Source organism: Actinomadura sp. 9N407 (assembly GCF_044326315.1).
Classification (GTDB): domain Bacteria; phylum Actinomycetota; class Actinomycetes; order Streptosporangiales; family Streptosporangiaceae; genus Spirillospora.
The window spans coordinates 67,866-88,251 of the sequence record NZ_JBIRAW010000040.1 but is presented as its reverse complement, the minus strand read 5'-3'; the positions used below and the strand labels follow the sequence as shown (position 1 = coordinate 88,251).

Genomic DNA, 20,386 nt, shown 5'->3' with positions numbered 1-20,386 from the left:
CCGGGGGCGAACCCCGATGGCCAAACCTCGGAAACAATCCCAGCAGAATCCACAACCCTCCCGGTAAGGAGAGCCATGACATTTTGCCTCAAAGAAATCCCAGACCAACAACCCACCCCCACAAAGTAGAAGCAGACCGCCGGCCTCGGGGTGATCCGGTACCATGACCGAACCATATAAAGGCACTGGCTTTTAACACGCTGTTGAGTTCTCAAGAAACGGACACCCACCGCGCCGAACCCGCTCTCGCAGATCCAGGCTCCGGGGCAACCCTTCTAACTTACCAGGCTGTTCTCGTCTGTCAAGTTGATCTGGTTAAGATCTATTCGACGGTTGAGAGCTGCCCGGTTCCTGCGCATCATCGTCCGGCGCACCCGAAGGCCGCCGTCTTCGATTCGTAGGGTTTCGCCCTCCGGGCCGGCCACCTTGCGGCGTCCTGCATCCCGTCTCGGGCTGACCAGACCATCGTACTACAGGCCGAGCGAGGCTCGAACCGCTTTTCTCAGGACTGGTTCCCCGGGGCCGTCCGCCTCTCGGCGTCCCGCATCCCCTTGGGCATGGATGACTTTAGGAGGACGGCCGATGAGCGTCAAATCGGGACGGCCGGACGCTCGTCACCGCAGGTCAATGCCTATGTGCGCCGGCTCACATTTGGGATACCGTTCGCTGCACTCACGCAGAAGGACCGCGTCCCCTGGAGGTCGGCGTGCACACGAGCGCCGTTGTTCGCAGCTCGGCGGAACGCCTCGTCGTGGCGGCGACGATGGGACCGACCGTTCACGAGGTCCATGCCTGGCGATTCAGGGTCGTTCCCGGCCTGATCGAGGTGCGCGCGGATCCGGACCGGTTTCCCGCGACGCGCGACGCGACCGGGCGGAGGCTGCATTTGAGTTGCGGGGCCGCGCTGGTGAATCTTCGCCTCGCGGCGGCCCAACTCGGGCATGAGGCGGTCGTACGGCTGCTTCCCGACTCCGGGAGTCCCGCGCTTCTGGCGACCGTACGGCTGGCCGGCAGGCATCGGGTCACGCGGGCCGAGCGGCTGCTGTACGCCGCGGCGTTGCGCCCGGCGAATCCGCGTTCCGTCGCGCTGCATCCAGTGAGACCGGGACAGGCGTCTGGCGCGCAAGTGTCGTCTCTGCCTGCCTTCGCTGAGCTGGCTGAGGCCGCGCGGCTCGAAGGTGCGGTGCTCCATCGCTGCGATGAAGCACCGGGGCGGGCTGTGCTCACCACACGTGGAGCCGGCCCCATCGATTGGCTGCGGGCGGGGCAGGCGTTGCAACGGGTGTTGCTCACGTCTGCGGCGCGTTCGGTCGCGGTGTCGTTTCACTACGAGGAAGGCGCGGAGAAGCCGTGCGATACGCGGCGCGTCGTGGAGCCCGGGGATGTGCCCCAGGTGTTCCTTGAGCTCCGTAGCGCGCTAGTCCAGGCGCCGGAAGACCGACAGGACGAACGACAGCGGCACTGGGAGCGGGTCGGGTAGTCCCGCCAGACCCTGCCGGAGGTCCTCGGACGGTACGTGGTGTGCGCTCGGCCCCATGCTCACCAACGTGAGTGCGTCCTCGTGACTCATCGGTGCCTCGCTCTCCAGGCTCTCCCGTGTCTCCAGTACGAAGTGGCCGGCGAGGGAAGCGTCCATGCGTTCGGCCTTGCGTTCGTCGACGGACAGCAGACCGAGAGCGCTCACGAGGTTGCCCAGATGGCGTTCCGAAGGGGTGACCGCATAAAGGGCGCCCCCTGACTTCAGTACGCGGTGGAACTCCGGGGCGTTGCGCGGCGCGAAGACGTTGACGACCACGTCCGCGGCTCCGTCCCGTATGGGTAGGGGGCGCCACAGGTCCGCGACGACCGCTCCTATGCGCGGGTGTGCGCGAGCGGCTCGGCGGGCCGCGTGCTTGGAGACGTCCAGTGCCAGGCCTACCGTCCCGGGCGAACGGTCGAGGATCTCCCGTGAGTAGTGGCCCGTACCGGCTCCCGCGTCCAGGACGACCGCGTCCTTGAGTCCTTCGGTCACGCGGTCGGCGAGCAAGCGCGTGAGGGGATCGAAGTGGCCGGCGCTCAGAAAGTCGTCCCGGGCGCGGACCATCTCCGGTGTGTCGGCGGTGCCGGGGCGTGCGTTTCCGGACAGGAGGTTGGCGTAGCCCTGGCGGGCGATGTCGAACAGGTGCCCCGCGGAGCACCGCAACGCTCTCGTCTCGAGCGTCAGGCGCTCCGCGCACACGGGACACATCAGGTGTTCGACGACGTCGGCCAGCATCCGTCCATCATCGGGGATGCCCGGCGATGGGCGGGCGGGTCAGCGGCGCAGTCGCAGCGGCGTCGTTTCGCGGTCGGGTGCCGGTTCGCGACCGGCTCCCGGCAGGGCTATCGCCACTTCCAGGACGCCGTCGCGATAGCGGGTGGTCAGCGTGTCACCGTCGGCGTCGTCCGGCAGGGTGAGGACCCTGCGGTAGAGGCCGTACGGGATCTCGCTGTGCCAGCGGGCCTTCAGGTCGTCCCGGCGGATCGCCTTGATCTCGACGGTGCCGCCGTGCACGGACACGTCGATGTCGCGGGCCGGATCGACCCCGGGCAGGTCCGCGCGGATGACGTAGACACCGTTCTCGACGTACTTCTCGGCCCGGATCTGCCGTCCGGCCTGGCGGAGGCGGGCGACGGGAGCCGACCGGGCGATCCAGTCCAGCGTTCTCATCGGTCGCTCCTCCCTGAGGGGGTGGGTCCATCGGACCCCGGCCCGGACCGGACGTCCAGGGCCGGAGGCACCGATGCCGGGGTGCCCGGCGGGTGCCAGAGGTGCGGACGCGCCCCCACATGGCCGGATCGGCGGTAGTGATCTCCGCCGCCCGGGGCGGGGCGTCCGCTTCCGGTCAGCGCCCCGCCGGGCGGCGGCGACGGCCGGTGGGCGTCAGGACTTGGCGCGGCGCTGGACGTCCTCCATGTCGAGCTCGCGGACCTGCTCGATCACCTTCTCCAGTGTCGCGCCCGGCAGGGCGCCGGGCTCGGCGAAGACGATGATCCCGTCCCGGATCGCCATCAGCGTGGGGATGGAGGCGATTCCGAAGCGCTGCGACAGCTCCTGCTCGGCGTCGGTGTCGACCTTGCCGAACGTGATGTCGTCGTGGGCGCCCGCGGCCTTCTCGAACACCGGTGCGAACTGGCGGCACGGCCCGCACCATTCCGCCCAGAAGTCGACCAGCACGATTCCCTCGCCCTGGGCCACCTCGTCGAAGTTCTCCGCGGTCAGTGTGACCGTCGCCATGTCGTCGTCTCCTTACTCGGGGTATCAGGACGGGTAGAGCGGTGCACAGCCCCGCAGTATTCCCCACGTGGGAATCACCAGGGGGTGTTCGAACGTTGTGCCGTCAGGGAGATCGCACCGGAGAAGGGTCAGGATGGCTGCAACCCGTACCAAGGGCGACAGGGTCGACGCCCCCGACAAGGACCTCGTCGGGGCCTATCTCGACCGGATCGGCCGTACGCCACTGCTGGACGCGGTGGAGGAGGTCGACCTGGCGAAGGCGATCGAGGGGGGCTTGTACGCCGAGAGGCTTCTGGAGCAGGGGACGCCGCCCCAGGGCGTGACGCCGGAGGAGCTGGAAGAGCTCATGGCCGGGGGGCTGCGCGCCAAGCGCCGGTTCGTCGAGGCCAACCTGCGGCTGGTCGTCTCGATCGCCCGCAAGTACCCGACCGAGTCACTTCCGCTGATCGACCTCATCCAGGAGGGCAATCTCGGGCTGATGCGCGCGGTGGAGAAGTTCGACTATCGCCGCGGCTACAAGTTCTCAACGTACGCGACATGGTGGATCCGGCAGGCGATCGGGCGCGGGCTGAGCCACAGCGCCCGGACGATCCGGCTCCCGGTCCATGTCGAGGAGGAGCTGTCGCGGCTGCGCCGTGCCGAGCGCCAGCTGAGCCGGGAGCTCGGCCGCGACGCCAACCGGGACGAGCTGGCCGAGGCGGTCGGCGCCGCCCCCGAGCACATCGACGAGCTGAAGCGCTGGCGCCGCGATCCCGCCAGCCTGGACGCGACCGTGGACGACGCGGGCGAGACGCCCATGGGCGACCTGCTGGAGGACCCGGAGGCGGTCACGCCCGAGGCGGAGGTCGTCGCACTGGACGATCTCGAGGGCCTCTCCCGGCTGCTGGAACGGCTGCCGGAGCGGGAGGCGGCGATCCTGCGCGCCCGGTTCGGGATGGACAGCGGCCAGCCGCTGTCGTATGCCCAGATCGGCGCCCGCTACGGGCTGAGCCACAACCGGGTGCGGCAGATCACCGACCGGTCGCTGCGCCGGCTGCGGCAGCTGGCCGTGGACGTCGATCCGGCCGCGCATCGCGCGCTGCCGGGCGCGGACGCGGGTCCCGGTACGGGTGGTGACCGGATGCGCCGCCACCCTGTGCGCGAGCCCGCCTCGTCCCAGGCGGCATGATCAAGGGTCGAGCGAGCGTAGGAAGGGACGGCCCAGGCCGGGCCGTCCCTTCCGCATGACGGCCCGCGCCAAGTCCGTATGACGGCCCGCGCCAAGGCTCGTGTTCAGGCCTGTTTCACGGCGGCTACGCCGTGCGGCCGATGGCACGCCCCGAACGTGCCATAGCCTGGCGTCGTCCAATACAGCACGTCGTGCGCACAGCACGTACCGCCCATCCCGTCACCGACAGTTCGCAGGTAGATCTTCACATGGCCATGAACAACACCGGCGCCCTCGATGCCTGGCGCGACCTTCCCGCCCTCCAGCAGCCCGAGTGGGACGACCCGGCCGAGGCCCGGGCCGTCGCCGCCGAGCTCGCCAAGCAGCCGCCGCTGGTCTTCGCCGGCGAGTGCGACCAGCTCAAGCAGCGGCTCGGCGAGGTCGCCAGGGGCGAGGCGTTCGTGCTCCAGGGCGGCGACTGCGCGGAGACCTTCGACGGGTCCAATGCCGATGCCGTCAAGAACAAGCTGAAGACCCTGCTGCAGATGGCGGTCGTGCTGACCTACGCCGCCAGCGTCCCGGTGGTCAAGATCGGCCGGATGGCCGGGCAGTTCGCCAAGCCCCGTTCCAAGCCCTCGGAGGTACGGGGCGGGCTGGAGCTGCCGGCCTACCGTGGCGACGCGGTCAACGGCTTCGACTTCACCCCCGACTCCCGGCGCAACGACCCGTGGCGGCTGATGAAGGCCTACCACGCCTCGGCGGTCACGCTGAACCTGTGCCGGGCGTTCACCAAGGGCGGCTACGCCGACCTTCGCCAGGTGCACGCGTGGAACCAGGACTTCGTGGCGCAGAGCCCGGCCGGGCGGCGGTACGAGCAGGTGGCCGGGGAGATCGACCGCGCGCTGACGTTCATGAAGGCGTGCGGCGCCAACCCCGACGAGTTCCACGGCGTGGAGTTCTACTCCAGCCACGAGGCGCTGCTGCTGGAGTACGAGCGGGCGCTGACCCGGATCGACAGCCTCAGCGGGCAGCCGTACGACGTGTCGGCCCATCTGGTGTGGCTCGGCGAGCGCACCCGGCAGCTGGACGGCGCGCACGTGGAGTTCCTGCGGCGGATCCGCAACCCGATCGCGGTGAAGCTCGGGCCGACGACGACCGCCGACGACGCGCTCGCGCTGATCGACCGGCTCAACCCGGAGCGCGAGCCGGGCCGGCTCTCGTTCATCACGCGGATGGGCGCGGGCCGGATCCGCGAGGCGCTGCCGCCGCTGGTCGAGAAGGTGGAGCGCAGCGGGGCACCGATCGCGTGGATCTGCGACCCGATGCACGGCAACACCTTCGAGGCGCCGAGCGGTCACAAGACCCGCCGGTTCGACGACGTGCTGGACGAGGTCACCGGGTTCTTCGAGGTGCACCGCGCCCTGGGGACGCACCCGGGCGGCATCCACATCGAGTTCACCGGCGACGACGTGACCGAGTGCGTCGGCGGCGGTCACCAGATCGACGAGGACGACCTGCACCAGCGGTACGAGACGGCCTGCGACCCCCGCCTCAACCGCGGCCAGTCACTGGACCTGGCGTTCATGGTCGCCGAGCTGTACCGAAAGACCCAGTAAGCCGAAAGACCCGGTAAGCCCAGCGGAACTCAACCCCCGTCCGCGATGGCCTCAGCCACCGCGCGAGCGCGTTACCTGGCCCGGTGCGGCAAAGCCGAAGGCGAGCCGCACCGGGCCGCCGCGCTCGCCCCGGGCACGGTCACGGCGGCGAGCCGCCAGGCGAGCCGCCAGGCGAGCCGGCGTGACCGGGAATGCAATCGGCTAGACCTCGACCTCGGCCCAGACGACCTTGCCACCGGTGACGGGGTCGGCGCCCCAGTCGCTGGCGAAGCGGTCGACGATGAACAGGCCGCGGTGCGACTCGTCCAGGGGGCCGGGGACGGTCAGCCGGGGCATCTGCGCGGAACGGTCGCGGACCTCGATCCGGATCCGGCCGGAGCTGCGCAGCAGGCGCAGCTCGAGCGCGGTGCCGGCGTGCAGGACGGCGTTGGCGACGAGTTCGGCGACGATGGCGGTCACCAGCTCCTCGCGTTCCATCAGGGCCCAGGTGCGCATGGTACGGGCGGCCAGGCGGCGGGCGTACTCGACCGCCTCGGTCTGGGGGGCGGCGCGCAGCGTCGTCTCGGTCATGGCGGCCGGCTATCCGGCGCTCGCGTCGGTGGCACCAGAGCCACCCGAGGCACCGGTGGCGCCGCCGATCAGGAACCGGTCCAGTCCGGTGGTGCGCAGAACGTTCTCGACCCGGCCGTAGGCGCCGGTGACGGTGAAGCTGGCGTTCTGTGCCTTGGCGTGCTTGTAGGCCCGGACCAGTACGTTGAGGCCCGAGGAGTCGCAGAAATCCACGGCGGTCAGGTCGACCACGACCTCTCGTTCACCGGCGTCGACCAGCTCGGTGAGCCGCGCCCGCAACTCCTCTGAGGAGTGCAGGTCGATGGAGCCGCGCGCGGCGATCGTCGCGCGGCCGTCCTGTCGTGTCGTGTGCAAGGCAAGCCCCACGCCACCCCACCTTACCGATTGTTGTGCTCCATCATGACGCCCGGAGAACGATGAGGGCAACGTCGTCGCCGGAGGGTTCCGGCCCGAAGTCGCGGACCGCGCGCTGGATCCGGGCGGCCACCGCGCCCGCGCTGAGCCCGGTGCAGCCGGCCAGCAGCCGCTCCAGCCCGTGCCCGTCGCCGAGCAGCCGGGTCCCCGAACGCCGCTCGGTCACGCCGTCGGTCACGCACAGCAGCACCTGGCCGCGTTTCAGCTGGACGGTCTCGGTCCGGAAGTCCACTCCGTCGAAGACCCCGAGCAGCGGCTGCGGCGAAGAGGCCTCGGTCACCCTACCGTCCGGATCGAGGATCAGCGGAGGCGGGTGGCCGGCGCTGGTCAGCTTGATCGAGACGCCGTCCCGGCGCGGCCGGGGCGCGATCTCGCCGTGCAGCAGGGTCAGCAGCCGGCCGCGCTCGCCCTCGGCGAGGATGAGCCGGTTGAGCCGGCCGAGCACGTCGGGGACCGACATGTTCTCGGCGGCGAGGATGCGCAGCGCGTGCCGGGCCAGGCCGGTGACGGCGGCCGCCTGCGGGCCGGTCCCGCACACGTCGCCGATGGCGAACCGCCATCGGGGCGACGGCGCCGCGGTGGGGGTACCGACGCCCGCGGTCTCGAAGACGTCGTAGAAGTCGCCGCCGACCTCGCTGCCCTCGCCCGCCGGCTCGTACACCACCGCGACCTCCAGGCCGGGGATGTCGGGGATGGCGGGCGGCAGCAGGCTGCGCTGCAGCGCGCTGCTCATCGTGGTCTGCTCGGAGTAGAGCCGGGCGTTGTCGACGGCGAGCGCGGCGCGGCGGCTCAGCTCCTCGGCCAGCTCGATCGCGCTGCGCGGGAAGCGGTCGCCGGGCGGGCGGCCGATCACGATGGTGCCGATCCGGCGGCCGCGGGCGTTCAGCGGGAACGCGTAGGCGTGGTCGGCGGCGGTGGAGCCGGCCGCGGCCCGGACGTCCTGCGGGGCGGTGGCCAGTCCGTGCCAGGGGCCGGGCGAGTCCATCAGGGGGGCCGAGTCGGTGTGCTCGAGCAGCTCGCGCAGCGCGTCGGCGCGGTTCTCGTCGGCGTGCCAGACGTAGGCGAGGCGGGCGGCGCCGGAGTCGGCGACGGTGTAGACGGCGCACCAGGTGGACAGCCGCGGCACCACGAGCTGGGCGACCAGGGCCATCGTGCGCTCCTGGTCGAGGGTGCCGGCCAGCAGGTCGCTGGCCTCGGCGACGAAGCTCAGCCAGCCGCGCCAGGACCGTTCCAGCTCGCCCACCCTGGCCTTCTCCAGGGAGAGCGACATCTCGTCGGCGATGCGGCCGAGCCGGGTGGCGGTGGCCTCCTCGAACCGGCCGGGGGACGACGACAGTGCGACGACCACGCCGGTGAGGCGCCCCTGGGCCTCCAGCGGGGCGGCGGCCAGCGAGCGGGCGCGCAGCGCCGCGGCGAGGGGATCGGAGGTGTCGGAGGACACCCAGGGCGATCCGGCGCGGGCGTCGGGGCCGAGGTTGACCACCGACAGCTCGCCCAGCGTCACGTCCGCGGGCAGGCCCGCCGAGGCGCCCAGGACCAGGCGCCCGTCCCGCTCGGTGAGCAGGACGGCGGCGGCGTCGGCGTCCAGGACGTCGCGGACGGTGGTGACGGCGCTCTCCAGCGACTCGCGGGCGGCCGGTGAACGCAGCATGCGGTCGCCCTGGCCGGGCAGGTCCGAGACGTCCTCGGCCCCCGCGCCCCGGCGGCCCCGGGCGTCGCGGTCGCTCCGTACTCCCCCGCGGCCCAGCGGGACACGCCCGGCGGGCTCGGGACGCGGCTCGCGGCCGGCCGGCGCCTCGGCGGAGCCCTCGCCGGCCACCGCGAGCCCCGAACGGATCGCGCCGAGGCCGGTCAGCCCGGCCGTGCCCGTGGCGGTCTCCGAGGACACGCGCGCCGATCCGGCGCCGTTGGTGGCGGTGGGGCTGGGGATCCTGAACCACACGCCCTTGGTGCGGCGGTCGTAGGTGACGCCCCAGGAGGCGGCGAGCCGGGCGATCGAGGGCAGCCCGCGGCCGCTGGAGGCGTTCATCCCGGGCATCGCGATCGAGCGGGTGGGGTGCAGGTCGCGGACCTCGACGAGGATGTCGCCGTCGTCGGTCAGGCGGCAGGCCACTTCGAAGGAGGTCCCGGCGTAGGTGACGGCGTTGGTGGCGAGCTCGCTGGTGGCCAGCACGGCGTCGTCGGCGGCCTCTTCCATGTCCCAGTCGGCCAGCACCCGCCGGACGAACTGGCGCGCGTCCGCCACGGAGGTCGCGGCGGACGGGAAGGTGGCCGACACCGTCTGCCGTTCCAACAGTCGTCCCTCACTCAAGCGTTGTTCTCCCGGGTCTGGCTATCGTGACAGACTGGTCGACCACTCGGCCAGGAATGCCCGGCGGCCGGCGGGAGAGCCCTGCCGTCAACCGGCCGTGCCGCCCGCGCGACAGACGGTAACACGAACACTACAGGCCGCCCCCGCGGTCGCGGCGTCCGCGTGAGCCGGGTTTCCGGCCATGGGGCGACGTAGAGTACAGGTGCGGCCCCGGACGAGGTATCCGTGGTCTTCGTACACCCACATCGCGGGCCAGGAGGATGAAGAGCATGCCCCGAACCGCGTCCAGCTCCCGTCGCAACGGAGGGTCGTTCCATGACACCACACCCCGCTACAGCGACGCGGACCTGGCGCCACTGCTGAAGGCGCTCGCGGCCGTCCGGGACGGCAAGTCCCGGCCCGACCTCGATGTGCCCGGTGAGGGCGCGGTGGCCGAGGCGGCCGCCATCCTGGAGGAGATCAGGGACAGCGGCGAGCAGCTGGCCAGCGGGCTGAGCCGGGTGCGGCGCGAGATCGGCCGGGACGGCCAGCTGGGCGGCCGGATCACCCCCGGCACGCTCAAGGGCAGCTGGGCGATGGCCGTCGAGGACTCCAACGCGATCATGGACAAGCTGACCGATCTGGCCACCGGGATGTACCAGGTGGTCGAGGCGGTGGCCAAGGGCGACCTCAATCAGCGGGTCGAGCTGCGGGTCCGCGGCCGGCCGATGCGCGGCGAGCTGCTGCGGATGGCCAAGTCGGTCAACGGCATGGTGGAGCTGCTGGACCGGTTCACCTGGGAGGTCGCCCAGTTCGCCCGTGAGGTCGGCACCGAGGGCCGGCTCGGCGGGCAGGCGTCCTCGCGCGGTATGACCGGCCAGTGGCGGGACGTGACCGCCGCGGTGAACGCGATGGCGGGCCGGCTGACCGACCAGGTCCGCGACATCGCCGAGGTGACCACGGCGGTCGCCGAGGGCGATCTGACCCGCAAGGTCACCGTGGAGGCGACCGGGGAGCTGCAGGAGCTCAAGCTCACGGTCAACACGATGGTCGACCAGCTGTCGGCGTTCGCCGACGAGGTCACCCGCGTCGCCCGCGAGGTCGGCACCGAGGGGCAGCTGGGCGGCCAGGCCAACGTCCGCGGCGTGAGCGGGGTCTGGAAGGACCTGACCGACAACGTCAACGCGATGGCCAACAACCTGACCTACCAGGTCCGCAACATCGCCCAGGTGACCACGGCGGTCGCCGAGGGCGACCTGGGCAAGAAGATCACCGTCGACGCGCAGGGCGAGATCCTGCAGCTGAAGCTGACGGTCAACCAGATGGTCGACACCCTCTCGGCGTTCGCCGACGAGGTCACCCGCGTCGCCCGCGAGGTCGGCACGGAAGGCCGGCTGGGCGGCCAGGCCCGGGTCCCGGGCGTGAGCGGCGTCTGGAAGGACCTGACCAACAACGTCAACGGGATGGCCTCCAACCTGACGTACCAGGTCCGCAACATCGCGCAGGTCACCACGGCGGTGGCGCAGGGCGACCTGACCAAGAAGATCACCGTGGACGCGCAGGGCGAGATCCTTGAGCTCAAGGACACCATGAACACCATGGTCGACCAGCTGTCGGCGTTCGCCGACGAGGTCACCCGCGTCGCCCGCGAGGTGGGCGCGGAGGGGCGGCTGGGCGGCCAGGCCAACGTGCGGGACGTGAGCGGGGTCTGGAAGGACCTGACCGACAACGTCAACTCGATGGCCAACAACCTGACCACGCAGGTCCGCGGGATCGCGCAGGTCACCACGGCGGTCGCCGAGGGCGACCTGGGCAAGAAGATCACCGTCGACGCGCAGGGCGAGATCCTGCAGCTCAAGGACACCATCAACACGATGGTCGACACCCTGTCGGCGTTCGCCGACGAGGTCACCCGCGTCGCCCGCGAGGTCGGCACGGAAGGCCGGCTGGGCGGCCAGGCGCTGGTGCCCGGCGCCGGCGGCATGTGGAAGAACCTGACCGACAACGTCAACGGGATGGCCTCCAACCTGACCTACCAGGTCCGCAACATCGCCCAGGTGGCGACGGCGGTCGCGCACGGCGACCTGACCCGGCGGATCGACGTGAACGCCCAGGGCGAGATCCTGGAGCTGAAGACCACGCTGAACACGATGGTCGACACGCTGTCCTCGTTCGCCTCCGAGGTCACCCGGGTGGCCCGCGAGGTGGGCATCGAGGGCCGGCTGGGCGGCCAGGCCGAGGTCGAGGGCGTCTCCGGTACGTGGAAGCGGCTGACCGAGAGCGTCAACGAGCTGGCCGGCAACCTGACCACCCAGGTGCGGGCGATCGGCGAGGTGGCCAGCGCGGTCGCCACCGGCGATCTGAGCCGCAACATCACGGTCGGGGCGCGCGGCGAGGTCGCCGAGCTCAAGGACAACGTCAACCTGATGGTCGCCACCCTGCGCGAGACCACCCGGGCCAACGAGGAGCAGGACTGGCTCAAGACCAACCTGGCCAGGATCGGCGGGCTCATGCAGGGCCACCGCGACCTGATGCAGGTGGCCGAGCTGATCATGCGGGAGCTGACGCCGACCGCCAACGCCCAGTACGGCGCGTTCTACCTGGCCGACCACGGCGGCGAGGAGAGCGAGCTGGTGCTCATCGCCGGGTACGGGGTCCGCAAGGTACGGGCGGGCGCGGTCCGGTTCGCGCTGGGCGAGGGCCTGGTGGGGCAGGCCGCGGCCGAGCACCGCACGATGCTGATCGGCGACGCGCCGTCCGACTACATCAAGATCGGGTCGGGGCTGGGCGACGGCGGCCCGGTGAACATCATCGTGATGCCGATCATGTTCGAGGACTCGGTGCTGGGCGCGATCGAGCTGGCCTCGTTCGGCCGGTTCACCGACGTGCACCTGGCGTTCTTCAGCCAGCTGATCGAGACCATCGGGGTCACGCTCAACGCGATCAGCGCCAACACCAGGACCGAGTCGCTGCTGGCCGAGTCGCAGCGGCTGGCCCAGGAGCTGCAGGAGCGCTCGGACGAGCTGCAGCGGCAGCAGGGCGAGCTGCGCAACTCCAACACCGAACTGGAGGAGAAGGCGGCGCTGCTGGCCCAGCAGAACCGCGCGATCGAGATCCAGAACTTCCAGATCGAGCAGGCCAGGCGGACGCTGGAGGAGCGCGCCGAGCAGCTGGCCATCTCCTCGCGGTACAAGTCCGAGTTCCTGGCGAACATGTCGCACGAGCTGCGCACGCCGCTCAACAGCCTGCTGGTGCTGGCCAAGCTGCTGTCGGAGAACCCCAGCGGCAACCTCACCGACAAGCAGGTGGAGTTCGCGCAGACCATCCACGACTCGGGCACCGACCTGCTGGAGCTGATCAACGACATCCTGGACCTGGCCAAGGTCGAGGCCGGGAAGATGGAGCTGCACCCGCAGCGGCTGGCGGTGTCGGGGCTGGTCGACTACGTGGACGCCACGTTCCGGCCGCTGGCGGTCGACAAGGGGCTGGCCTTCGGGGTGGAGGTCTCCCCCGAGGTGCCCGGCTCGCTGTACACCGACGAGCAGCGGCTGCAGCAGGTGCTGCGCAACCTGCTGTCCAACGCGGTCAAGTTCACCGCCGAGGGCGACGTCCGGCTGCGGATCGAGCGGGCCGGCGACATCAGCTTCACGCTGCCGGCGCTGTGGAACACCCCCGACGTGATCGCGTTCCGCGTGATCGACACCGGGATCGGGATCAGCGCGGACAAGCTGCAGGTGATCTTCGAGGCGTTCCAGCAGGCCGACGGGACCACCAGCCGCCGCTACGGCGGCACCGGCCTGGGCCTGTCGATCAGCCGCAACATCGCGCGGCTGCTGGGCGGCGAGATCCATGCCGAGAGCGAGCCGGGCCGGGGCAGCGTGTTCACGCTGTACCTGCCCGCGCAGTACTCCGAGCCGGACGGCCGGCGGCGCTCGGTGCTGCCGGACGAGCCGGTGCACGCCGCCGTGACGGCGGGCCCGGCCGAGCCCGGCGGCGCCGCGCCCCAGCAGCCGCGGGAGCCGGTCCCGCCGGCCGAGCGGCCCGGCCGCCCCGGCGACCGGCCGGTCGAGTCCGAGCCCGCGCTCGCCGGGCTGATGGAGGAGCCGCCCTCGGACTTCCTCGACACCGTGCTGTCGGGCCGCAAGGTACTGATCGTGGACGACGACGTCCGCAACGTCTTCGCGCTCACCAGCGTGCTGGAGGGCTACGGGATGGAGGTGCTGTACGCCGAGGACGGGCAGGCCGGCATCGACGTGCTGCACCGCAACCCGGACGTGGCGCTGGTGCTGATGGACGTGATGATGCCCGGCCTCGACGGGTACGCCACGACCGCCGCGATCCGCGAGATGCCGCAGTTCGCCGAGCTGCCGATCATCGTGATCACGGCCAAGGTGATGAAGGGGGACCGGGAGAAGAGCCTGGCCTCCGGCGCGTCGGACTATGTGCCGAAGCCGGTGGACGTGGACCATCTCCTGGACGTCATGCGCACCTGGCTGCAGCCGTCCATCGTCCGCTGACCACCGTCCCCTGACCACCGGCCCCTGACCACTAGGATCGCGCGGAGCCCCGGGAACGATCGGAGAAGAGCAAGCGTGGACGACAAGGCGAAGATCCTGCTCGTGGACGACCGCGAGGAGAACCTCATCGCGCTGGAGGCCATCCTCAGCTCGCTCGATCAGGATCTGGTCCGGGCCCGTTCCGGTGAGGAGGCCCTCAAGGCGCTGCTCACCGACGAGTACGCGGTGATCCTGCTGGACGTGGTGATGCCGGGAATGGACGGCTTCGAGACCGCGCGCGACATCAAGCGCCGCCGCAAGACGCGCGATCTGCCGATCATCTTCCTGACGGCGGTCAACAGCGATCCCGACTACGCGTTCCGCGGGTACGCGGCGGGCGCGGTGGACTTCATCTCCAAGCCGTTCGACCCCTGGGTGCTGCGCGCGAAGGTGTCGGTGTTCGTGGAGCTGCACAACAAGAACAAGCAGCTGCGCGACCAGACCACCCTGCTGCGCGAGCAGGCGGCGCTGCTGCGCGAGCAGGCCGCCCTGCTGCAGGCCAGGCCCACCACCGATCCCAGCCGCGAGCCCGGGACCGTACCGGAGGCCGAGGCTCGGGCCGCGGCGGAGCTGGAGTCGCGGCTCAAGGCGGTCCAGGACCAGCTGGAGTCGGTGGGCAAGCGGATCCCGGCCACGCTGCGGGAGGACTTCGAGGAGCTGGACCGGCGGGTGACGGACCTGCTGACGACCGTCACCGGCACCGACGACCCGGCCGACTGACCGGCCGGACCGGCATGGCCGGGCACGCATGGCCGGGCACGCCGATCGGTCCGGCCGGGTGACCCGCCCCGCGGGTCACCCGGCTCCGGGGATCACACGCTCAGGAGGCCGGCGAGGCGGCGGCGAGCTTGGCGCGGGCGGCGGCGATGCGGGCCAGGGTGCGCTCGCGGCCGAGGATCTCCAGCGACTCGAACAGCGGCAGCCCGACCGTGCGGCCCGTGACGGCCACCCGGACCGGTGCCTGCGTCTTGCCCAGCTTGAGGCCGTGCGCGACGCCGACCTGCTCCAGCCGGTCCTTCAGCTCAGCGGTCTCCCAGGGGGCGTCCCGGTAGGCCTCCTCGGCGGCGGCCAGGATCTCGGCCGCCGGGCCCTTCATGCCCTTGTTCCAGGACTGCTCGTCGAACGGCGGCTCGTCCAGGAACACGAAGTCGACCATCGGCACGATCTCCGCCAGCACCGCCACCCGGGTGTGCGCCAGCGGAGCCAGCTGGTCGAACACCGCCGGGTCGGCCTCGAACGGCGCGCTCTCCAGGAACGGCAGGCAGGCGGCGGCGAACTCCTCGACCGGCAGCGCCCGGATGTACTCCCCGTTGAACGAGCGCAGCTTCTTCTCGTCGAAGAACGCGGGCGAGGTGTTGACGTCCTCGATCCGGAACTCGTCGACGATGACCTCCCACGGGACGATCTCGCGGTCGCCCGAGGGGGCCCAGCCCAGCAGCATCAGGTAGTTGCGCATGGCCGCGGCGAGGTAGCCCTCGGCCTGGTAGTCCTCCAGCGCGACCTTGTCGCGGCGCTTGGACAGCTTCTGCCGCTTCTCGTTCACGATCACCGGGACGTGCGCCCACACCGGCGGCTCCCCGCCGAGCGCCTCCCACAGCAGCTGCTGCTTGGGCGCGTTGGACAGGTGCTCCTCGCCCCGGACGACGTGGGTGATCCCCTGGCTCATGTCGTCCACGGCGTTGGCCAGCAGGAACGTCACCGAGCCGTCGGCGCGGGCGAGGACGAAGTCCTCCAGGACCGCGTTCTCGAAGACCGGCTTGCCGCGCAGCAGGTCGATCACGGTGGTGTGGCCGCGGTCGGGCGTACGGAACCGCAGCGCCCGGCCCGGCCCCGGCTCCAGGCCGCGGTCGCGGCAGAAGCCGTCGTAGCCCTTGTGCTGGTCGCCGGTCCGGGCGATCACGTCGTCGCGCACGCAGTCGCAGTAGTACGCGCGGCCGGCCTCGATCAGCGTGCGGGCGGCGGCGGCGTGCTTGTCGGCGTTGGCCGACTGGAAGTAGGGGCCCTCGTACTGCCCGCCGTCCATGCCGAGCCAGGCCATCGCCCGGATGATGCCCTCGGTCCATTCGGGGCTGTTGCGGGAGGTGTCGGTGTCCTCGATCCGCAGCACCAGCGTGCCGCCCGACTGCGCGGCCATCACCCAGTTGAACAGGGCGGACCGGGCACCCCCCACATGGAACATCCCGGTCGGGGACGGGGCGAAGCGGACACGAATCGAAGACGTGGAAGACATGCCCCAAGCGTAGAACCCCCGGCAACCGGTTTGCGCCGAGCCTCGCCCGCCCGGGCCGGAGCTTCCGGTGCGGGTCAGGGCTTCCCGCCGGCCGGGTCAGGGCTTCCAGTACGGGTCGCGGCCGGCCAGTCCGAGGAGCCGGTCCTGCAGCGGCGCGGACTCGGGCACCTTCACCTCGGGGCCGAACACCTTGTACTCGCGGCTCATCTCGGCCGTTGCCTCCACCCGCTCGTACGCGGCGCGGACGAGCGTGTCCGGAAAAGCGGTGTCCTGGCCGGTGGCGACGGCGAGGTCCCAGCCGTGCAGGACGCACTCCCCGAACAGGATCCCGCCGATGAACGCGGCCGGCATGCCCTCGGGGGCACCGCTGAGGCTGGTCTCGCCCTCCCAGGCGGACGGGTCCGTCCAGGCCTCGGCGGTCCTGCGGGCCTGGTCGGCGTAGAGGTCGGCCCAGCCGCCGTCCTTGATGAAGTCGTGTCCTTCCTCCACGTCGATGGGCGGCTGCTTGCGGGCGGCGGTCTCGCCCCGCCCCGTCCAGAAGATCAGATGGTTGATCAGCGCCCGCACGTCCCACTCGGGGCACGGCGTCGGCCCGTCCAGGCGCCCGGCCGGTACGCCCCGGACGATCCGCGCCGACTCCTCCGCAGCGGGCACCATCAGGTCCCGGAACTCCATCACGATCACTCCTCGCTCATCCGTTCGAACGCCCTCCACGCTAGGGGGCTCCTGCCCCGGCGTCTTGAAGAAACGCGACGGCGGCCCCGGTTAGCCTGGAGGAATGGCCCGAATCCTGCCCGCGGACCCGCCCGGGGTCCTGAACGCCCGTACGGCGCGGGAACGCTTCCATGTCACCAGGATCGCCCCCTCCCCCGCCCTCGCCCCGTACGTGGAGTTCTTCTGGATCCTGACCTGGGACCTGCGCGGCCGCGAGCCGCACCGGCAGCGGGTGCTGACCCGACCGTCCGTGCACATGACGTTCACCGGCTACCTGACCACCGGGGCGACGCGGGCCCGGATCGTGGGCGTGGTCCGGGACGAGTTCGTGGAGGAGATCGCCGGGGAGGGGCGGGTGATCGGGGTGGGGTTCCTGCCCGGCGGCTTCCGGCCGTTCCTGGGCGCGCCGCTGTCGACGATCACCGGCCGGATGCCGGCGGTGGACGAGGTGTTCGGTGCCGCCGGGCGCGCGCTCGGCGCGGACGTCTTCGGCCGCCCGGACGCGCAGGAGGCCCTCGACCGGCTGGAGTCGTTCCTGCTCGACCGGCGCCCGGACGTACCGGACCCTCAGGCCGAACGGGCGGCGCGCGTGGTGGAGCACATCGCCGAGCGGCCCGCGCTGGTCCGCGTCGGCGAGCTGGCCGCCGACCTCGGGATCGGCCCGCGCAGCCTGCAGCGGCTCTTTCACGAGTACGTGGGCATCGGCCCCAAGTGGGTGATCCGGCGCTTCCGGATGCTGGAGGCTGCGGAGCGGGCGGCGGCGGGCACCGGGGTCGACTGGGCGGAGCTGGCGGCCGAGCTCGGCTACGCCGACCAAGCCCACTTCACCCGCGACTTCACCGCCTCGGTGGGGACGTCACCGGCCCGCTATGCCAGGGCGCAGTCCGGTACCGGAGAAGGCGCCCCGGCGCGTACCTGAGAAGATCGGCGCATGACCGACTCCCCCCTCACCAGCCTGCCCGCGTTCCGGGAGACCGCCGCCCGGCGGCTCGGCGCGTTCGAGCACACCACGGTCCCCGACTCCCCCGGATCCCGCCGCGCCGGCGTGGTGCTGTGCGTGGTCGAGGACGCGGGCGTCCCGTCGGTGATCCTGATCAAGCGGGCCGACCGGGGCCGCAACGCGGGCCAGTGGGGGCTGCCCGGCGGGCGGATGGACGAGGGCGAGACGCCCGAGCAGGCGGCGCTGCGCGAGCTGCACGAGGAGCTGGGGCTGGAGCTGGAGCCGTCCGAGGTGCTCGGCCGGCTCGACGACTTCCCCGCCACGTCCGGGTTCGCGATCACGCCGATCGTGGTGGCCCCGGCCGACCCGGGCCCGCTGCGGCCCAGCCCGGACGAGGTCAAGTCCGTCCACCATGTGAGCCTGGCCCGGCTCGCCGACGACGACACGCCCCGCTGGGTCCCCCAGATCGGCGGCGGGAGCCTGCTGCAGATGCGGCTGCGTCCCGACTGGGTCGTGCACGCGCCGACCGGGGCGATGCTGTGGCAGTTCCGCGAGGTGCTGCTGCTGGGCCGCGAGGCGCGGGTCGCCGACTTCCTGCAGCCGGACTGGACCCGCACCTGACGGCACGCCTCACCCGAGGGCACACCGCAGCCGGCGGCACGGCCTCAGAACGTGCCGCCGTCCACGACGATCCGCTGGTCGGTGAGGTAGGAGGCGGCGCCGGAGACCAGGAACCGCACGACGTCGGCGACCTCCTCCGGCGAGCACACGTGCCCGTACGGCGAGGACGCGTCGGCCTGCCGGATGTCGTCGATGCCCGCCGTCGCCTTCACCAGCCGCCGGCCCATGTCGGTGTCCACCACGCCGGGCGCGACGATGTTGACGTGCATGCCGTTGCGGCGCTCCTCCTTGGCCAGCGTGTGCGCGAGGGCCTCCATCGCCGCCTTGCCCATCGCGTACGGGGCACCGAACGCGGGGAAGGTGTCGGTGATCATGCTGGAGACGAACACGATGTCGCCGCGCTCGGACCGCCGCAGCAGGGGCAGCAGCGCCGCGGTGAGGTGGTGCGGGCCGAGCGCGTGCACCCCGAGGACCCGCGCCGGCTCGGCGGGGTCGGTGTCGGCCACGCTCTTGCCCCGGCTGGCGATGCCCGCGCTGTGCACGAGGATGTCCAGCCGCCCGTAGTCGGCCTCGATCCGCCCGGCGAGGGCCCGGCACGCGTCGAGGTCCTCCACCGCCGCCGCGTACGCGCGGGGCGCCGAGTCGGGAGCCGCCGCCTCCAGGTCTGACAGCGTTTTGGCGGCCGCCTCCTCGTCGCTCCGGTAGTTGACGGCGACCGTGGCGCCGTCCGCGGCCAGACCCAGGGCGATGGCGCGGCCGATCCCCCGGCCTCCCCCGGTGACCAGGGCGACACGTCCGGCGAGAGAACTCATCGAATCTCCTTCTAGGCGAGACGGAATCCCCACATCCTGCCCTGCGCCGGACGCGCGCCGGTAAGCGGCCCCTGACCCCGGTCAGCCGCCCGGAACGGCCTCGATGACCCGGTAACCGGAGCCCGGGAGGGCGGGGGTCATGGACGCCAGGCGCAGCCCGGCGGCGGCCAGCAGGTCGCGGAACTCCTCCTCGGTACGCTCCCGCCCCTTCAGCACGACGAGCATGTTGATGTCGCTCATGATGTTGCCGGCGTTCTCCGGCGTGACCATGGGCGGCATGACGAAGTCCACGAGCAGCACCCGCGCGTCCGGGCGCATCGCCTTGCGGCAGGAGCTCAGGATGGCCGTGGCCCGCTCGTCGTTCCAGTCGTGGATCACGCTCTTGAGCAGGTAGGCGTCGGCGCCCTCGGGAACGGCCTCGAAGAAGTCCCCGGAGACCACCTCGCAGCGGTCGGCCACGCCGGCCTCGGACAGGACCCGCTCCGCGTCCTTGAGCCCGGCGGGCAGGTCGTACAGGATGCCCCGCGCCCGCGGTGCGGCCCGCAGGACCGCGGCCAGCAGGGTGCCGTCCCCACCGCCCAGATCGGCGATCGTGCCGAAGCGGCCGAAGTCGTACCCGGCGATGATCTCCGGTGCCACCTGCCGGGTGTGCTCGGCCATGGCGGCGTTGAACGTGGCCGACAGTTCCTCGTTCTCGGCCATGAACTCGAACGACGACATTCCGAGGAGCCGGTCCCATGCGGGCTCCCCGCTGCGCACGGTCTCGGCCAGGTCGCCCCAGGACCGCCAGACCTCGGGACCGCAGAACAGCCTGAGCAAACCCCGTACCGAGGCGGGGTCATCGCTCTTCAAACCGGCGCCCACCGGTGTCAGCTCGAACAGGTCCGGGCCGCGCTGCTCCACGACCCCCATCGAGGCCAGTGCGCGCAGGAGCCGGCGCAGGGACGGCGCGTGCGTGCCGGTCTCCTTTGCCAGTTCCGTACTCGTGCGCGGCCCCGCGGCCATCGCGTCGGCCAGCCGGAGTTCGGCCGCGGTGTAGACGATCTGCGCCGGCATGTAGCCGAAGGCCATGTCCAGCAGTGGTGATCGAGCCATCGTCATCTCCCCTTGTCCAACGGTACGAGATCGACGCTAGGCGTTCATGCGCGGGGCGTATTGGACGAATGTGACCCCACTTGCCGGTAACACGACCGTGATCTTGCCGGTAGCTAACGGACATT

At 71.5% G+C, this 20,386-nt stretch carries 17 protein-coding genes; 7 read left to right on the top strand and 10 right to left on the bottom strand.

Annotation, left to right across the window (positions count from 1 at the left end; all coding sequences use genetic code 11):
• The first annotated feature begins 706 nt into the window (after positions 1-706).
• The gene (locus tag ACH34Q_RS40895; RefSeq protein ID WP_395988577.1) at positions 707-1,480 is read left to right on the top strand and encodes a hypothetical protein; all 774 of its coding nucleotides are present in this window, start codon (positions 707-709) and stop codon (positions 1,478-1,480) included.
• Here the strand turns inward: ACH34Q_RS40895 and ACH34Q_RS40890 are convergent.
• From ACH34Q_RS40890 to trxA, 3 genes are all read right to left on the bottom strand, one after another.
• Positions 1,418-2,254: a putative RNA methyltransferase gene (locus ACH34Q_RS40890; RefSeq protein ID WP_395988576.1), complete on the bottom strand. Its 837-nt coding sequence runs from the start codon at positions 2,252-2,254 to the stop codon at positions 1,418-1,420. The genes ACH34Q_RS40895 and ACH34Q_RS40890 overlap by 63 nt on opposite strands.
• A gap of 39 nt (positions 2,255-2,293) precedes the next feature.
• Positions 2,294-2,689 (bottom strand): Hsp20/alpha crystallin family protein, encoded by a 396-nt coding sequence (locus tag ACH34Q_RS40885; RefSeq protein ID WP_395988575.1) that lies wholly within the window; start codon positions 2,687-2,689, stop codon positions 2,294-2,296.
• Positions 2,690-2,902: 213 nt separating this feature from the next.
• A complete protein-coding gene (trxA, locus tag ACH34Q_RS40880; RefSeq protein WP_395988574.1) occupies positions 2,903-3,256 on the bottom strand; it encodes a thioredoxin in 354 nt (117 codons plus the stop codon).
• 133 nt (positions 3,257-3,389) lie between these two features.
• Here trxA and ACH34Q_RS40875 point away from each other — a divergent pair, with 133 nt between their 5' ends.
• Together ACH34Q_RS40875 and ACH34Q_RS40870 are read left to right on the top strand one after the other, a co-directional pair.
• Positions 3,390-4,424, top strand: a complete 1,035-nt coding sequence (locus ACH34Q_RS40875) for an RNA polymerase sigma factor RpoD/SigA (RefSeq protein ID WP_395988573.1) — start codon at positions 3,390-3,392, stop codon at positions 4,422-4,424.
• A gap of 254 nt (positions 4,425-4,678) precedes the next feature.
• Positions 4,679-6,019: a class II 3-deoxy-7-phosphoheptulonate synthase gene (locus tag ACH34Q_RS40870; RefSeq protein WP_395988581.1), complete on the top strand. Its 1,341-nt coding sequence runs from the start codon at positions 4,679-4,681 to the stop codon at positions 6,017-6,019.
• Positions 6,020-6,220: 201 nt separating this feature from the next.
• Here the strand turns inward: ACH34Q_RS40870 and ACH34Q_RS40865 are convergent, their stop codons facing one another.
• From ACH34Q_RS40865 to ACH34Q_RS40855, 3 genes are read right to left on the bottom strand one after another with little or no spacing between them, the layout of a single operon-like run.
• Positions 6,221-6,589 carry an ATP-binding protein gene (locus ACH34Q_RS40865; protein ID WP_395988572.1) on the bottom strand — a complete coding sequence of 123 codons (369 nt, stop codon included), beginning with the start codon at positions 6,587-6,589 and terminating at the stop codon, positions 6,221-6,223.
• Between the two features lie 9 nt (positions 6,590-6,598).
• Positions 6,599-6,955 carry an STAS domain-containing protein gene (locus tag ACH34Q_RS40860; RefSeq protein ID WP_395988571.1) on the bottom strand — a complete coding sequence of 119 codons (357 nt, stop codon included), beginning with the start codon at positions 6,953-6,955 and terminating at the stop codon, positions 6,599-6,601.
• A 31-nt stretch (positions 6,956-6,986) separates the two neighbouring features.
• Positions 6,987-9,314: a SpoIIE family protein phosphatase gene (locus ACH34Q_RS40855; protein WP_395988570.1), complete on the bottom strand. Its 2,328-nt coding sequence runs from the start codon at positions 9,312-9,314 to the stop codon at positions 6,987-6,989.
• Between the two features lie 269 nt (positions 9,315-9,583).
• On the opposite strand from ACH34Q_RS40855, the gene ACH34Q_RS40850 reads away from it, so the two are divergent.
• Together ACH34Q_RS40850 and ACH34Q_RS40845 are read left to right on the top strand one after the other, a co-directional pair.
• On the top strand, positions 9,584-13,810 hold the full coding sequence (locus tag ACH34Q_RS40850; protein WP_395988569.1) for a HAMP domain-containing protein: 4,227 nt from the start codon (positions 9,584-9,586) through the stop codon (positions 13,808-13,810).
• Between the two features lie 75 nt (positions 13,811-13,885).
• Positions 13,886-14,569 (top strand): two-component system response regulator, encoded by a 684-nt coding sequence (locus tag ACH34Q_RS40845; protein ID WP_395988568.1) that lies wholly within the window; start codon positions 13,886-13,888, stop codon positions 14,567-14,569.
• A gap of 100 nt (positions 14,570-14,669) precedes the next feature.
• On the opposite strand, the gene gltX is transcribed toward ACH34Q_RS40845, so the two are convergent.
• Together gltX and ACH34Q_RS40835 are read right to left on the bottom strand one after the other, a co-directional pair.
• Complete coding sequence (gene gltX / locus ACH34Q_RS40840) at positions 14,670-16,079, bottom strand: glutamate--tRNA ligase (RefSeq protein ID WP_395988567.1); 1,410 nt, start codon at positions 16,077-16,079, stop codon at positions 14,670-14,672.
• A gap of 96 nt (positions 16,080-16,175) precedes the next feature.
• Positions 16,176-16,754: a TIGR03086 family metal-binding protein gene (locus ACH34Q_RS40835; RefSeq protein WP_395988580.1), complete on the bottom strand. Its 579-nt coding sequence runs from the start codon at positions 16,752-16,754 to the stop codon at positions 16,176-16,178.
• Positions 16,755-16,857: 103 nt separating this feature from the next.
• On the opposite strand from ACH34Q_RS40835, the gene ACH34Q_RS40830 reads away from it, so the two are divergent.
• Both ACH34Q_RS40830 and ACH34Q_RS40825 read left to right on the top strand, forming a co-directional pair.
• Positions 16,858-17,712 carry a DUF6597 domain-containing transcriptional factor gene (locus ACH34Q_RS40830; RefSeq protein ID WP_395988566.1) on the top strand — a complete coding sequence of 285 codons (855 nt, stop codon included), beginning with the start codon at positions 16,858-16,860 and terminating at the stop codon, positions 17,710-17,712.
• Between the two features lie 12 nt (positions 17,713-17,724).
• Positions 17,725-18,354, top strand: coding sequence for an NUDIX hydrolase (locus tag ACH34Q_RS40825; protein WP_395988565.1), 630 nt, complete (start codon positions 17,725-17,727; stop codon positions 18,352-18,354).
• A gap of 44 nt (positions 18,355-18,398) precedes the next feature.
• On the opposite strand, the gene ACH34Q_RS40820 is transcribed toward ACH34Q_RS40825, so the two are convergent.
• Positions 18,399-19,166: an SDR family NAD(P)-dependent oxidoreductase gene (locus ACH34Q_RS40820; RefSeq protein ID WP_395988564.1), complete on the bottom strand. Its 768-nt coding sequence runs from the start codon at positions 19,164-19,166 to the stop codon at positions 18,399-18,401.
• An 81-nt stretch (positions 19,167-19,247) separates the two neighbouring features.
• Positions 19,248-20,261, bottom strand: coding sequence for a methyltransferase (locus tag ACH34Q_RS40815; RefSeq protein ID WP_395988563.1), 1,014 nt, complete (start codon positions 20,259-20,261; stop codon positions 19,248-19,250).
• Between the last annotated feature and the right edge of the window lie 125 nt (positions 20,262-20,386).